Source organism: Aggregatilinea sp. (assembly GCF_036822615.1).
Classification (GTDB): Bacteria; Chloroflexota; Anaerolineae; order Aggregatilineales; family Aggregatilineaceae; genus Aggregatilinea.
In genome coordinates this window covers 56,364-71,515 of record NZ_DAISHJ010000008.1, presented here as the reverse complement: position 1 = coordinate 71,515, position 15,152 = coordinate 56,364, and the positions used below count along the sequence as shown (strand labels likewise).

Genomic DNA, 15,152 nt, shown 5'->3' with positions numbered 1-15,152 from the left:
AGCATACTATCACGAAGCCAGGGTTTGCTTAGTTCACGTCGAGCATGATGCATCATCGAGGAAAATCAGGTGGTTTTCTTAGGCTTCACGATGACTTTCATCGCGCACCGCTACGCCGACTGCCCGACCCAAAACACGCAGCCGTACCACTCAGTCAAGCTCGACGATTTGGTGCCGGAGCGCATAGAGCGTCGCCTGGACGCGGTTTTCCAGCCCCAACTTTTGCAGGATGCTGCTGACGTGCGCCTTCACCGTTTTGAGCGTGATGTTTAACTCCGTCGCGATTTCCTGGTTGCTGAGGCCGCGCGTGACCAGCTCCAACACCTGAAGCTCGCGCTCGGTGAGCACTTCCGGGGACGGCTCTTGTTGTTCGTCCGGACCGGGACGCATCATCTCGGCCAGCCGCCGCGCCGCTTTCGGGTGCAGGTACATCTCGCCGCGCTGGGTCGCGTGGATCGCTTCCGCAAGCTCTTCGGGATCGACATCCTTCATCAAGTAGCCTGCTGCGCCCGCCTGAATCGCCTGCTTGAGCTTCGTGTCATCGATGAAACTGCTCAAGACGATCACGTTGATGCCGGGGTACGTTTCGGTGATCTGGCGCAGCGCCTCAATGCCGCCAAGCCCCGGCAGCACGATGTCCATCAGCACGACATCGGGGCGCAGTTCCTCAACGAGCGCCAGCGCTTCTTCCCCCGACGCAGCCTGCCCGGCTACTTCGATTCCGGGCTGCGTGGAGAGGAAAAAGATCAGCCCCTGGCGAACCATCTGGTGATCATCGACCAGAACGACACGAACGCGCGACTCAAGCACTGACGTTTTCCTCCACATGCTGACAGATCGGGATGCGCGCGGTGATGAGGGTCTCGATGCCGGGCTGCGAACGCACCAGCAGCGTGCCGCCGAGCAGTTCGGCCCGCTCGCGCATGCTGATCAGGCCCAGCGAGGTGGACTGCTGAAGCGAGGTAGCGCGTGGATCGAAGCCGCTGCCATCGTCTCGGATGGTGAGCGTCACCAGATCGTCGCTGATCACCAGATCGAGGGCGGCATGTTTTGCGTTGGCGTGGCGCGCGATGTTGCTGAGCGCTTCCTGCACGATGCGGTTGAGGTTGCGCTGAATGGGCTTGGGCAGCGTATCGAGGCTGCCGTGTGTCGTGAATTGAACTTCGGTGTTGGTCGAGCAGCGCAGGCTTTGGATGTGCTGGCGCAGCGCGTCCTCGAAGCTGCCCGCTTCCAGGTCGATGGGGCGCAGCTCGTTGATCAGCGTGCGCATCTCCGCCTGCACGATCTTGGTCTGCTCGACCAGGACGTCCAGCGCCTGCTGGTTCTCTGTAGACAGCGCGCCCGCCGTACCCAATGCCGATTTCAGCCCGCGCGCCGTCAGGCTCAGCGTGAACAGCGACTGCGTCACGGAATCGTGAAGCTCACTCGCCAGCCGGTGACGCTCTTCCATAATCGTCAGCTTGCGCGCTTTGTTCTGAAGCTGGCGGTTTTCGAGGATGATCGTGACGATCTCGGCCAGCGTTTCCATCAGCGTCGAGTTGCGCGTTGGAATCTGCTGCACCATGTGCCGCATCATGACCAGGATGCCGAGCACACGGTCCTGGGCGATCAGGGGCCGGATGTGCATCTTGTGGACGTTGAGATCGTCCAGCGCTTCGATCACGGAAGCGTCCATTCCCGGTTCGAGGGTATGCGTATCCCAGACGCGGACGCAGTTCTGCGTTTCGGTCACCTGGCGGAGCAACGTGGGCTGCATCCGGTGTAAGGCCCGGTGAAGCAGTTTGCGCACCTCGCAGTGCTCCTGGCACGTGGTGAGCGATTCGCAGTCGATGCAGGTGGATACCACCGATGAGATCTGCTTCTGGTCATCGAGCAGCAGCAGGGAAATAAAATCGGTCCCCAGGTTCGCCTGCGCGATAGCCAGCGCGCGCTGGGTCGAATGGGTGACGTTCGATTGGCGGTTGATCTGGTGGGCAACGTTCAGGATGACCTCGAACTCGCGCTCGCGTTCGGTCAGCGCGGACTGAAGCGCCTGCCGCTGCTGTTCGATGTCGTTCCGCATGGTTTCGACCGCGTCCGCCATCGCGTTGAACCGCTCCATGAGCCGGATCATCTCGCGGTCGGTCCGGCGCATGGGGACGCGGTAGCTCAGGTTGCCCCCGGCGATAGCCTCAGCGCCCTTGATCAGTTCCTGAACGGGAATGGCGAGCCGCTGAAACGTAATCAGCGCGCCGGTGAACACGACCAGCAGGAACACGAGTCCCTGGGCCAGCCCCATCACCAGGAGCGTTTCGCTGAGCGGTGCGATGCCATGCGTCAGCAGGTAGACCGTCGGGAGAATCGTCAGCACCACGATGGGAAGAATGCCCAGAATCAGGAACTGGACGGACAGGCGCTTGATGAGCGGTTCGGTGAAAATGCGGTTGGATTTGTGCAGGGATGTCATGGCTTATGGCTGTAATTTAATCTATTGACGTTCGATAAGAGCGGGATTATAGCCCTTATAGGGCAGATGTTTCTAACCAGTGATTATCCACAGTTGGCGGAATTAGGGATTGGACTTTAGTCCAATACAAGATTGAACTTTGGGCCAATGCCGCCATGAGTCGGAGTTCCTATAATGGCCCTATCAACTTTATGGGGGAAGCCGGTGTAAATCCGGCGCTGTCGCGCAACTGAAACCCAATATTGTTTGGGAAGCCAGGAACCCTATCTTTAAGGTTTGCGCTCGCGTTAAAGCGCGCCGTCACGATACAGTGACCGGCGCGCTTTTTTTGTACCCGGCGGCCCCCGGCACGACGAAACATCAAACAGGGCAAGGCCTCATCTTTGTTGATGAGATCAATTCGTTTTTGCGCGGAGGCATAATTGATGAGTGCAGAACAAAAAACATCTTTTGGCCTTTCTCGCCGCAGCTTTTTGAAAGTTGCCGGGCTTGCAGGCGTCGCCGCGCAAGCTGGCGGCCTGGTTGCGGCGGGTGTTAATGCGGGGTCAAGCTCCGAGTCGTACACCGGCTGGGAGTCGTTCAACCCCGCTACTCAATTCTTCGATCGTGCGCCGTTCGAGTTCGATGGCCCGGCCCATGCGGCGGTAAGCGAAGTACGCCGCCCCAGCCTGACCACGGACTACGTGTTCGGGCGTATTGCGACCTTCCAGGCCGCGTACGACGCGCATCCCGACTGGACGCCGGACGATCCCGTGGGCGAGCTGGAACTGCCGCAAAAGCTGGTCGATTTTTACGAAGAGTTCCCAGAGCGCGTGGCGTGGGACTATAAGACGGTCAGCCAGACCATCCCCACGAACATGGAAGACCGGCAGAAGTACGGTAACTACTACCTGCTGGCCGAAGCCTATTCCGCCGGGTTCGAGACGCACCGCGTCTTCCTGCCCAAACCCGCCGCGCCGCCCGAAATTTCGGACTTCCAGAAGCCGGGCGTCTATAAGGCCGAGCCGGAAGCCAGCGACATGATCGGCGATTCCGTGCCGTTCAAATCGCCGGAGCTGGCCGCCGAGTTCATCAAAGAGATCGCGCACCGCTACGGCGCAACGCTGGTCGCCATTACCAAGACCAATCCCGACTGGATCTATACGGAAGGGTGGCGCGGTTGCCCCGAAGATTACGATTTTTCGGAGATGCCCGCGCACTGGGAATACGCGATCGTGGTGGGCGTGCCGATGGAATGGGACACGGTCATGTCCAGCCCGCAAGGCTCGACCAGCTACGAAGGCTATGACCGTTCCTCGACGGCGGCGCTGCGCCTCGAAAACTGCCTCAAGTACCTGGGCTATCCGGCGCGGACGCACTCGCCCTTCGCCAACTATGACCTGCTCGTACCCCCGCACGCGATCGAAGCGGGCCTGGGCGAAGTGGGCCGCACCGGGTACTGCATCACGCCGGAACTGGGCGGCAACTGCCGTATGGCGATCGTGACCACCAACCTGCCGATGGCGATCGACCGGCCTATTCACTTCGGCGTGGAAGAATTCTGCAAGAAGTGCAAGCTCTGCGCAGAATCCTGCCCGTCCGGCGCGATCTCCATGGCGGATGATTACGACGGCATGGTGCTGCGCGGCTACGAGCACTGGTACATCAACAACGGCGCGTGCTACAACTTCTGGCGCGAGTCGCTTGGCCCGATGGGCTGCCGCCTATGTGTGGCGACCTGCCCCTTCAGCCGCAAGGACAACTGGCTGCACGATCTCGCGCGCACGGTTGAACCCCGCGACCCCACCGGGCTGGTTAGCAGCAGCCTGCTGTTCATGCAGAAGACCTTCTTCGATTACCCGGAGGCGATCGACTATCGCCGCCAGCCGGATGGCACCTTCGCCAGCTTCCGCGAGGAACCGAGCTGGCTGCATTCCAGCCGCTACCTGAATATCGACATTAACAATCCGCACGAAAGAGGCTAAAGCTATGTTTTTTGGTGGTGACGTCTTCTGGATGTTGATGGGCGTGATCCTCGTGCTGATCGGCTTTGCGTTCAAGGCCTTCGCTGAGGATCGTGGCTGGGTGCTGACGTGGTGGAAGGGCCTGTTGGCGCTGATCTGGTACGGCATGGTTTGCATGAGCCTGTACACCTACGGCACGCTGGCGGGCGAAAACGAAGCCAGCGCCGGGCTGAAGATCATGCTGTTTGGGCTGGTCATTTGCCTGATTTTGGGCGTCGGCCTGTGGCGTCTGATGGGTGTTGGATCAAAGTCCGTAAAGAAGTCGGAAGCTTAATTCCGGCTCGATTGACGCAGCGGCACGGGGAGGGACTGACCGGCTCGTTCCCCGTGCCCTGCTGCGCGCTATGCTGCCAACAGAGATGACAATGAGCACAGAGCAACAGGAGATGGTACAGGCCCGCCTGCGCGTGTGGCAGGAGCGGGTTCAGGCTGCGCGCCAGAACGATGACCGGCATGCGATCGTCCTCGCGCTGACGAATCTGGCCCTGGCGCAGTTCGAAACGGAAGACTACGAGGCGGGAATAACGGTATTCGACGAAGCGCTGGCGCTGGCCGCAGACCTGGACGACCGGACGGTGCAGGTGCAGGTCCTGAGCGCGCAGGCGATGGCCTATCAGGATATCAAGCGCTATCACACGGCGTACGAGGCGGTGACCCGGATCACGCGACTCGCGGACGAGCTGAAGGATACGGGCATCAAGTGCGATGCGCTGCTCACCGAGGCGCAGATTCTGGTGCAGTCCGGCGAGCCGGTGATCGCGCTGCAAAAGCTCAGCCACGCGCGGCGGCTCGCCGAGGATCTGGGCGATCGGCGGCGTCAGATGAGCGTTGCCGCCGTCATGGGGAACGCCAGCACCGCGTCGGCAGCGCTGGACGACGCCGCGGCGTACATTCAGCGGGCGGGCGCGCTCGCGCATGAATTAGGCGACGTCCCGGCGGAAGCGGAGCATCTGGTCAACCTGGGCACGGTCCTCAAGTGGCAGGACCGGTATGCCGAGGCGATGGAGCCGTTCAAACAGGCGCTGTCCCTCAAGGGCGAGCGGGATCTGCCGGGGATCGAATTGATCGCGCTGCGCGGATTGGTCGAGTGTTACGCCAGCTTCGGTGACGCGGAGCGTGTCATCGAGCACAGCGAGCGCGGTATCACGCTGGCCCGGCAGCAGGGCGACCATAAGGCGGCTTTTGCGCTGTTGGAAGCGCGGGCGCTGGCTGCTTTCCGGCTGGAGAACGCGGCATTGGCGCACGACACATTGAAGGATGCCGTGGCCCTGGCCCGGTCGATTCCCGACGCGGACAAAACGCTGGATCTGCTGATCAGCCTGGGCGAGTCGTACCGGGTAGCCGGGCAGTTCGACGCGGCATTGGACGCGTACCGGCAGGCGCTAAACGCCGCTCGCCAGCTTCAGCGGGCCAAAGACGAAGCGTATCTGGTGGGGCGCATCGGCGTCGTCTATGCCGAACAAGGAAAGTCTGCCGATGCGCTGCGCTATCACAACAAGGCGCTGGATCTGGCGCGGCGGTCCGATTTGGCCGGGCTGGAAGGCGAGCAGTTGTGTATGCTGGCGCTGACGTACCTGGATCTGAACGAGGTCGATCTGGCCGAGGGATGCTGTACGCGGGCCATCGACGTTTATGGACGCAGCCAGGACGAGCCGGGCAAAGCGCGCGCCCAGGCGCTGCTGGACGAACTCAAGGTGCTGGGATAGGTGAGCATGGCGTCATCTGGGAATGGGACGAAGCCGCGCCCGAATAAGCGCAAGATTGAGCGGATTCTGGCGCTGGTGACATTGAGCCTGATCGCGGTCGTATGGGTGATCGGCGCGGCGCGGGCCGAACGGGACTTGATGGGCTCGGTGCGGGAGGCGCTGCCCGCTGCGGATCACTTTACGCGCGTGGAGAACGGCGTTTACGCGGCCTGGGCCGGAGCCGGTGAATCGGAGCGGCTGGGCTACGTGGCGATCGGCACGGCGAACGGATATGGCGGACCGGTCGAGCTGGCCGTCGCGGTGGACCTGGAAGGACAGATCACCGGGCTGAGCGTGGTCAGCAGCAAAGAGACGCCCGCGTGGTTCAAGCGCGTCGAGGATGCCGGTTTCATCGATCAGCTGTCCGGCAAATCGTACCGGGCACCGTTCGAGCTGGGCGAGGACGTGGATGGTGTGACCGGCGCAACGTACACGTCGCGCGGGCTGGCCGAGGCCGCACTGGACGGCAGTCGTCTGGCGGCGACGCACCTGGGGCTGGAAGTCCCGGCGCAGAACTCGCCATCGATCACGTTTGGCGTGCCTGAGATCACGGTCCTGGCGCTGTTCGCCGTCGGATTCTTCGGCCACCAGCGTAAATTTAAGTACAAAAAACAGGCGCGGTGGGGATCGATGCTGGTGGGCATGATTGTGCTGGGCTTCCTCTACAACGCCCCGCTGACGCTGGCCTACTTCGCCAAGCTCATTTTAGGCTATTGGCCGCAGTGGCAGACAAACCTGTACTGGTATCTGCTGCTTGGCGGGTTCGTGTTCACGGTCGATAATAAGAACCCGTACTGCGAATGGTTTTGCCCGTTTGGCGCGGCGCAGGAATGCCTGGGCTTCATCGGCGGCGCGAAGGTGTACCCGCTGCGCCGTCACCGCGATTGGCTGACCTGGGCCAAGCGGCTGCTGGCGCTGGCCGCGATCCTGCTGGGCGTTTTCTACCGCAATCCGGGGCTGGCGAGCTTCGAAATCTTCGGGACGTTGTTCAGCTTCGTAGGCAGTACGCTGCAATTCGTGGTGCTGGGGCTGGTGCTCGTGATCGCGCTGTTCGTCAAGCGTCCGTGGTGCCACTACCTGTGCCCGATCGATTCGGTGGTGGAACTCATTCGCGTTATTCGTCAATGGGTGAAAGAGCTATGGGAAAAGATCAACCCACGAAAAAGGACCGCCTGATCGAGCTGCTGATCGTGGCCTTTGCCGTGGTCACGATGAGTCTGCTGATCGTACAGATGGCGATGAACGTGGCGGATACGCTGGATACGGATGCGGGAGAGGGTAACGCCGCGTATGTGCCAACGATTACGGCGACGCCGCGCCCCGTCCCGACCTACTACAATCACAGCGACATGGCGGGAGATGCGTAAGCATGGCGCATATGACTCCGAAACGCACATTTAGCCGCCGGGCGTTCCTGCGGATTGTGGCGGCGGCAGGCATCGGCGGCGCGACCGCGTACAAGCTGGGCTGGGACCGGCCCGATTCGGCAGAAGCGGTCTCCGAAACGCGTCTGCTAATGGGCACGCTGATCAACCTGACGCTGATTACTCGGGATGCGCGGGCTGGGCGGGCCGCAGTCAGCGCGAGCCTGGATCACATGCAGGCGCTTGAGGCGATCTTGAGCCACTACCGCGCGGACAGCCAGCTTTCGCGGTTGAATCGCACGGGATCGCTGGACGGGGCGAGCGAACACCTGACACGCGTCCTGACCGATGCGCAGCAAATCGCGGCGCGGACGGGCGGCGCATTCGATGTGACGATCAAGCCGCTGACGGATCTGTATCAGGCGGCGCTGGCAGGCGGTGGTCCGCTGCCGGATGCCGAAACCGTCGAGGCGGCGCGGGCGTGCGTGGGCTGTGCCGGGCTGACGCTCGACGGCAGCCGCGTCGTGTTCGAGCGGCCCGGCATGGCGATCACACTGGACGGCATCGCCAAGGGCTACATCGTGGATGAGGGCGTGCAGGTGCTGCGTGCACACGGGTTTACGGACGTGCTGGTCGAGGCGGGCGGCGATCTCGTCGGCGCGGGGGAGAAGCAGGCTCGTCCGTGGCGGATCGGCATCGAGGCGCCGCGCGCGGATGGCGCGCCTTCTCTCGGCGCGATCGAGATCGTGAACAAAGCCGTGGCGACGTCCGGGGATTATATGCAGCCCTACACCTCCGATTTTTCGCTGCACCATATCCTCGATCCCAGAACAGGGCTTTCCGCGCCAACGCTCGCCAGTGCGACCGTGATCGCGGATCGCTGCGTCCTGGCGGATGCGCTGGCAACCGCAATGATGGTCCTGGGGCCAGACGAGGGGCTGGCGACTCTGAAGCGCTTCCCTGGCAGCGAAGGTTATCTGGTGGGGAAAGACGCGCAGGTCTGGAAATCGGAGGGATTTGTCACGGCTTGAGCCGGGCGACGCATCGACTTGCTGCGAAGGCTGCCGGATCAGGCAGCGGATGAATTATCCGCTTCTCCGCCCCTGCTCGAAGCGCCAGTGTTAACCGGGCTCGTCGATGTCGTGTTGTGGTTGGGCATCAACGGCGACACGTCGTTTCGAATTCTGGTGCCAGCAGGGGCGCATCGTGGCTGAATAATCGAATTCTCCCCGAGCGGGCAGCGCGCGCATCCACTGTCGTTTAGCCAGAGTGTACCGTTCATCCCAGCCAGCTCAACAAGCACAGCGGGCGAAAGAGCAGCCAGACGGCTCAAACTTTCCTCCACCTCCCATTTCCCTTTGGACCGGTTTTTGACCCCGCAGCAAAAACGCGCAGCTTATCTCGCTGCGCGCATTCGTCAGGGTCTCGGGCAGAGTCGCACTATCCCTCTAAGCGGGTGTACCACCTGATGGCCGGATGCGAATCGCCAGATAGGGCTTGCCGGGCAGTACGACTTCATGCGTTGGGCGTTTCATAGGAAACGGGCCCATATTCGGATAAGGCCGTGTGGGGCGAAGCGTGCTGGGCGTGATGGTCATATTCCAGGTGTCGATGATATCCACTGCAAAATCGGTTCCTTCCGGCAGCCCGTATTCCCACACCAAAGGCTGGTGCTCGCCCAGGTAGATCAGGCGGTAGTCGCCGTTCATGCCGCCGGAGACACGCGTCCAGATCCACCCATTCTGGATCGGGTTGAGGCCGCCCGCCGGAGCTTCTTCGACGATTTGGCGTAGGAACGCAATCCGCTGCCAGCTTTCCCCGCGCAGCGTGCCACCTTTGGCCCACCACAGCAGATCCTCGGGGTGTTCGTAGGTTTCGCCGTGCCCCGCATAACCGCCGTTCGAAACCATGATCCAGAAGCGGTGCACAACTTCCTGGGCGGTGATGTTGCCCCACGGAAACGGGATGTTGCCCTCGTATTCCAGCTCGTCATTGATCACCGGCTTGGTATAAGTGGCGCGCCATTCACGCACACGCTTCGCGTCCCAGTTCTGGATGCTGACGTGTGTCACACCCGGCTTGGTGTGGTCGTAATTCATATTGATGTCGCCGTTGTGAATCGAGCGCAGATGCTGAACCGGATCTTCGGTGCGCAAGATCTCGAAGAAGCGGTCCCAGCGCTCGATGGGCTTCTTTTGCAGCAGAAAATCGTATTCGTTCGCCAGCGACCACCAGACATTGCGGTAAGCGGCCAGCCGCGCGATCAGATAGCGCAGGTAGCGGTAATCACTTTCCTCGTCCATACCGGCATAGCCCCAGCGATCGTAGGGGTGGAAGATGATGACGTCCGCTTCGATGCCCAGCTCAAGCAGATCGCTGATGCGCTGTTCCAGATGGCGAAAGAAGGCCGGGCTGAAGCGCGTAAAATCGTGCTCGCCTGCCGCATCGCGCTCGAACGGGTAATAAACAGGCTCGTTTTCGTTGTAGGGATAGTGCTTCGGAAACACGCACATGCGCACTTTGTTGAACGATGCCTGCCGCAGCGATTCCAGCGTTTGCTGCTCCAGCGCCTCTCCCTGATGTGTCCAGGCATAACAGGTCGTGCCGAAGGGGTAGTAGGGTGTACCGTCGTCGTACGCAAAATGGTATGTATCGCGCACGCGCACGACGCCGTGATTGCGCTCGCCGGGGGTAGTGCTGGTGAATGTCCCGCTATAGTCCGCCAGCTCAGGGGCGCTGCTGTACGTCGTATACTGCCATTCACCGGCTGCATCCGGCATAAACCGCACCCGGTAGCAGCCATCGCCGTCGTAAAATCCGTTGACCGAAATGCGACGGTCGCCCTGCCGGAATTCCGCCCCAAAACTCACACTGAGAAACGGATTGCCATGATGCGGGCCGTTAAGTTCAAGCTCAAAGATGCCCCATTGTTCAACGGTGGTTGGGAAGGCCACGGTCTTCTCTTTCCTTGTTATGATGATCGTCCATATGCAACGTTACTTCGTGTTCCTGCCAGGGGTGCGCGTGCATGGATCGCCTGCGCCACGTGGCCAAAATCCGCCTCAGCCTTTGATCGCACCGGTGAAAATTCCTTCGACAAAGTATCGCTGGAACAACAAGTAGACTGCCAGCACGGGTAAGATCGTGATAATGATCGCGGCATTCAGCGGGCCATACATGCTGGTATATTGAGTGTTGAAGCTCTGCAGTGCCAGCGGCACCGTCCAGGTAGACTGGCGCTGTAAAATGACCAGCGCGATGGCAAACTCGTTCCATGTCGCCACAAAGTCCAGTACGAAGAGCGCGGCCAGGGCGGGCTTTGCCAGAGGCAGCACGATCCGCAGGAAGATTTGCAGATTCGATGCGCCGTCAATTCGGGCAGCCTCATCAAGATCGCGCGGAATGGCGACGAAGAATCCGTACAGCATGAACACCTGATACGGAATACCAAACGCAATGTAGGGCAGAATCACCCCCACCCTGGTATTCAGCAGCCCCAGGCTGAGAATAATCCGAAACAGCGGCGCAAGCGCAACCTGAATCGGCACCATGGTGCCCAGCACGAACAGGCCCAGAATGAGCTTGGCGTACGGCACGCGGAGTCTGGCGATGGCAAAGGCCGCCATTGACGAAATCAACAGACCAAGCGGCACTTTGAATACGGCAATAACCAGGCTGTTGGTGATACTGGTCGTCAGATCGCCGCGCTCGATCGCGTCCGTATAATTTTCCCAGGCGAATTTGGGCGGTGGCGCGAAGGCGGGCGTGCTGAAAATATCGGGCTGGTACTTCAGCGAGGTGAAAATCATGAAGATGAACGGCACCGCCCAGATCAGCGCAATCACCAGCCGGGCGCTCGTCCAAAAACTGGCCGTCAGGAATGCGGGCGCTTTTTTTCTGAGCCTCATCGTCGTCGTTGCCATTATTCACCCGTCTCCCTGAGTGACCACACCAGATAGGGGATAACGATGATCAGGGTCAGCCCGAGCAGCACCGTCCCGATGGCATTGCCAATGCCGAAAGCGTGGTTGCCAAATGATTGCGTATACGACCACAAGGCCAATACCTGCGTGGATTGCGCGGGCGCACCGTTGGTCATACCGACGATGAGGTCGAAGACCTTAAGCGAATTGATGATCGTAAACGCGATAACGATAATGAGCGTGGGTCTCAGGCTGGGAATGGTCACGTGGCGAAACACGTTGAGCTGCCCCGCCCCATCGACCCTTGCCGCCTCTTTCAGCTCTGGCGGAACGTTCTGCAGCCCGGCCAGGAACAGCACCATGTTCAAGCCGGTGACGACCCATGCCGAGGCTGCGAACACGGAAAAGATCGCAATATCGGGGTCACTTAACCACGGCTGTTTCAGGCTTTCCAGGCCCAGGGTCTTCAGAAGATAGTTGACCACGCCGAAATAGGGGTTGTACATCCACCGCCACATCGTAGCGACGGCAATCGGCGCGAGCACGGCGGGAAGATAGTAGATCGTCCTGAAGATGTTTCTGCCGGGGACCGGTTGGTTGAGCAGAAGCGCCAGCAGCAGCCCGCCTGTCGTCGGGATCAGCAGCGAAAGCATCACCCAGATGATGCTGTTCTTGGCGGCTGTCCAGAACACGGGATCCTTGGTAAAGACGTAGTCGTAATTGTCAAAGCCGACGAAGGTGACAGGGCTGCCCGAGAACCCATTCCACTCCATAAAACTCAGCCGGATAGTGTCCACCAGCGGGTACAGTGTGAAAGTGCCGAAGATGATGAGGGCGGGCAGCAAAAACGGGAGGGCTTCGGCCAGCCTTGTGTAAGAGGACGGCCCAAAGCGTTTATTCGTGTGCCGTGCGCCTTGTAACATCCTGGTACGCGATTCGGTCATTTTTCGACTCCAAACACCCGGGCTGAGGTCGAAACCCCAGCCCGGATTTTTATTATTGAGATGTCGCCAGAAACTCATGCGGAACCCACGGCGACACCCTGGCGACGCTTCCTAGAGGTTGTCGATGAATTTCTGGAACTCTGCCCCGGCGTTGTTCGGATCAAGATCGCCGATCGATACGAGGTTCATAATGCGCCAGTATTCGGTCGTGATTTCGAGCGGGAAAGCCTGGTCAGCGTTCTGGAAAGATCCGGTCGCGTCGGCGAAGATGGTCGACCATTCTTTGTCGAGGTCAGGCGCGTCTTCCGGGGTGACCACTTCCTGATTGACCGAGATGGAGCCAAACACGCCCAGATACTGCTGCTGCACGTCGGTCGAGGAGAAATAATCGAGGAACGCAGCGGCAACGTCTTTGTTCTCGCTGTTCGCGCCAATGTAGTTGCCCTGCGCAAAGGAATAGAGGCGGCCCGTTCCGGTCGGGAAGAGGAAGATGCCGTAGTTATCCAGATCTTGACCATCGGCGATCAACGCCGCATTCATCCAGTCGCCTTCCAGGGCCATGGCCGCGATGCCCGCATACATCAACTGGGTGGATTCGGAGTTATCGAGGCCCTCGAAGCCTTCCACGATGTATTTATCGGACCACAGCGCCAGTTCATTGAAGGCGTCCGTGACGCAGGGGGTTTCTGCCCAACTGACTTTCAGGGCCTTCAGCGCGTCGTGCGTTTCTACGCCGCAGGTGGTTTCGAGCAGGTTGTCGAGCAGACGCATCAGGTGCCAGTTGACTGTGCCGCCGAACTGAATGGGAGCGACGCCAATCGCAACCAGCTTCTCGTTCGCAGCGATCAATTCTTCGTAGGTCGTGGGTTCTTCGGTGATATCGGCGGCTTCGAAAAGGTCCTTGCGATAATAGACGACCTGTCCGTGAATTTCGGACATCACGCCATGATAGTGGTCGCCATATTGCTGCGCGGCGGCAACAGCCGGCGGCGACAGAAGTTCGTCCCAACCATAGCTCGCATAATAATCGTCCAGCGGCGCGCTCATTCCGGCGTCAACGAATTCGCCACCCAGCCCAAGCCCTGACCACATGAAGTAGATATCAGGGAAGGCATCGGTGCCAGCCGCCACGCGCAGCGCTTCTTTTTGCGGATCGATGTCGCGGGTTTCCATCGTGATCTTCACGCCGGGATTTGCGGCTTCAAAATCAGCGATGATCTGCGCAAACGCCTCTGCCTGAAGATCGTTGTGCTGAAGCTGCCACCAAACGATTTCAGTTTCGTCTTGTGCGAAGGAAGATGCGAGAGCACCTGAAAGAAGAGCTGCGAGGATCAGAATACTGCCCAAAAAACGAAACTTCTTAGACATCGTGCACTCCTTAGAATATATATTCAACATGCCGTACTACCCGGTTTTTTGATGGCGCTCCGCTCCGGCTGATCTTGCAGGCTGTCCGGCACACGCTGTCCGGTGCTCACACAGCGCCACGCAGCCTCGCATTTCCGCCAGATCGGCCATCCATAACGTTACCGGTAACTGTATGATACGATCGAAGCATAACTGAGTCAATCATAGTTTTGAGCGAAACAAAAACCTGCCATCGGCGGATTCACTCCAACAGCAGGCCGTGGCGAGATTGTCTTTTCAGTTACCGATAACGTATACTATCATTGTGGAGTTTCGTCCGTAAGTATTCGAGCGACGACTTATGCCCCAACCAACCAGACGCCCTACCGTTCGTGATGTTGCGCGTGTCGCTGGCGTTTCCGCCCAGAGTGTTTCGCGTGTGGTCAACAACCGTCCCGGTGTTTCGGACGCGACGCGCGAACAAATCCTGCACGTGATGGCCGATCTCGGGTATTCCCCTAACCGCGCCGCGCAAACCCTTGCTTCCCAGCGCTCGAATCTGCTGGAAGTGATCACCATGGACATTTATTACAGCGGCCCGTTCAAAGAGGTCGTGAGCGCGGCGGCGCGGCAGCGGGGCTATCACGTCATGTTCTCGGCAGTGACGGCTGCCGATTTTGCGCCAGCGCTCGATAATGCGGCGGCGCGGTCGGTTGACGGGCTGATCTTGATTCCGTCCATGCCGGAGCTGAATGTCAGCGATGAAGTCCTGACCGAGATGTGCCACGGCATCCCGTTCGTGCAGGTTGCGACTGCCGTCGGCGCGCGCGTGCCGTCCGTCGTGTGCGATCAGCGGTTTGGGGCACAACTGGCCGTCGAGCACCTGATCGAGCTGGGACATACCCGCATCGCTGAGATTCGCGGGCCGCACGACGTGCTCGACGCGAATCTGCGCCACGAAGGCTGGCTGGCGACGTTAAGAAACCACAGCCTGCAGCCCGGCCCCTCAGAAACGGGGACGTTCCGCGTTGCCAGCGGTTACGATGCGATGATGCGTTTGCTCGACCACGGCGAGCCGTTTACCGGGGTGTTCATTGGCAATGACGAAATGGCGATGGGCGCTCTGCACGCACTCCGCGAGCGCGGGCTTGCGGTTCCCAAGGACATCTCCATTGTCGGTTTCGACAACGTGGAGCACACGCCGTTCTATGCGCCGCCGTTGACGACCGTGTTCCAGGACTTCCACACCATGGGTGAACTGGTGGTCGAATATTTGGTGGCGTTGATCGAGCAGCCCAAAACACCGCGCTACCAACGCGTCCTGACGCCCAAACTGATCGTACGCCAGAGCACCTGCCGCGCGACATAGCGCCGCGTGGC

At 60.2% G+C, this 15,152-nt stretch carries 13 protein-coding genes and 1 riboswitch; of the genes, 7 read left to right on the top strand and 6 right to left on the bottom strand.

The annotated features are described in order from the left end of the window. Positions 1-150 precede the first annotated feature (150 nt). Positions 151-810: a response regulator transcription factor gene (locus V7116_RS04660; RefSeq protein WP_324390722.1), complete on the bottom strand. Its 660-nt coding sequence runs from the start codon at positions 808-810 to the stop codon at positions 151-153. Continuing rightward, a complete protein-coding gene (locus tag V7116_RS04655) occupies positions 803-2,446 on the bottom strand; it encodes a histidine kinase (RefSeq protein WP_324390721.1) in 1,644 nt (547 codons plus the stop codon). The genes V7116_RS04660 and V7116_RS04655 overlap by 8 nt, the downstream gene beginning before the upstream one ends. 195 nt (positions 2,447-2,641) lie before the next feature. Beyond that, a riboswitch (cobalamin riboswitch) is annotated at positions 2,642-2,710 on the top strand. Positions 2,711-2,871: 161 nt separating this feature from the next. Between V7116_RS04655 and V7116_RS04650 the strand changes: the two genes are divergently transcribed. From V7116_RS04650 to V7116_RS04625, 6 genes are all read left to right on the top strand, one after another. Continuing rightward, on the top strand, positions 2,872-4,410 hold the full coding sequence (locus V7116_RS04650) for a reductive dehalogenase (protein WP_324390720.1): 1,539 nt from the start codon (positions 2,872-2,874) through the stop codon (positions 4,408-4,410). A gap of 4 nt (positions 4,411-4,414) precedes the next feature. Then, positions 4,415-4,723 (top strand): hypothetical protein, encoded by a 309-nt coding sequence (locus V7116_RS04645; RefSeq protein WP_324390719.1) that lies wholly within the window; start codon positions 4,415-4,417, stop codon positions 4,721-4,723. Between the two features lie 91 nt (positions 4,724-4,814). Next, the gene (locus V7116_RS04640; protein ID WP_324390718.1) at positions 4,815-6,155 is read left to right on the top strand and encodes a tetratricopeptide repeat protein; all 1,341 of its coding nucleotides are present in this window, start codon (positions 4,815-4,817) and stop codon (positions 6,153-6,155) included. A gap of 6 nt (positions 6,156-6,161) precedes the next feature. Continuing rightward, positions 6,162-7,370 (top strand): FMN-binding protein, encoded by a 1,209-nt coding sequence (locus V7116_RS04635; RefSeq protein WP_324390717.1) that lies wholly within the window; start codon positions 6,162-6,164, stop codon positions 7,368-7,370. Then, positions 7,334-7,561, top strand: a complete 228-nt coding sequence (locus tag V7116_RS04630) for a hypothetical protein (RefSeq protein WP_324390716.1) — start codon at positions 7,334-7,336, stop codon at positions 7,559-7,561. The genes V7116_RS04635 and V7116_RS04630 overlap by 37 nt, the downstream gene beginning before the upstream one ends. Before the next feature lie 11 nt (positions 7,562-7,572). Then, a complete protein-coding gene (locus V7116_RS04625; RefSeq protein ID WP_324390715.1) occupies positions 7,573-8,589 on the top strand; it encodes an FAD:protein FMN transferase in 1,017 nt (338 codons plus the stop codon). Positions 8,590-9,006: 417 nt separating this feature from the next. Here V7116_RS04625 and V7116_RS04620 read toward each other — a convergent pair whose 3' ends face one another. From V7116_RS04620 to V7116_RS04605, 4 genes are all read right to left on the bottom strand, one after another. Continuing rightward, the gene (locus tag V7116_RS04620) at positions 9,007-10,512 is read right to left on the bottom strand and encodes a DUF5060 domain-containing protein (protein ID WP_324390714.1); all 1,506 of its coding nucleotides are present in this window, start codon (positions 10,510-10,512) and stop codon (positions 9,007-9,009) included. Positions 10,513-10,620: 108 nt separating this feature from the next. After that, positions 10,621-11,481, bottom strand: a complete 861-nt coding sequence (locus V7116_RS04615; protein ID WP_324390713.1) for a carbohydrate ABC transporter permease — start codon at positions 11,479-11,481, stop codon at positions 10,621-10,623. Beyond that, complete coding sequence (locus tag V7116_RS04610; protein WP_442891765.1) at positions 11,481-12,404, bottom strand: carbohydrate ABC transporter permease; 924 nt, start codon at positions 12,402-12,404, stop codon at positions 11,481-11,483. The genes V7116_RS04615 and V7116_RS04610 overlap by 1 nt, the downstream gene beginning before the upstream one ends. 132 nt (positions 12,405-12,536) lie before the next feature. After that, positions 12,537-13,793, bottom strand: coding sequence for an ABC transporter substrate-binding protein (locus V7116_RS04605; protein WP_324390711.1), 1,257 nt, complete (start codon positions 13,791-13,793; stop codon positions 12,537-12,539). A 340-nt stretch (positions 13,794-14,133) separates the two neighbouring features. On the opposite strand from V7116_RS04605, the gene V7116_RS04600 reads away from it, so the two are divergent. Next, a complete protein-coding gene (locus tag V7116_RS04600) occupies positions 14,134-15,141 on the top strand; it encodes a LacI family DNA-binding transcriptional regulator (RefSeq protein WP_324390710.1) in 1,008 nt (335 codons plus the stop codon). Positions 15,142-15,152 lie beyond the last annotated feature (11 nt).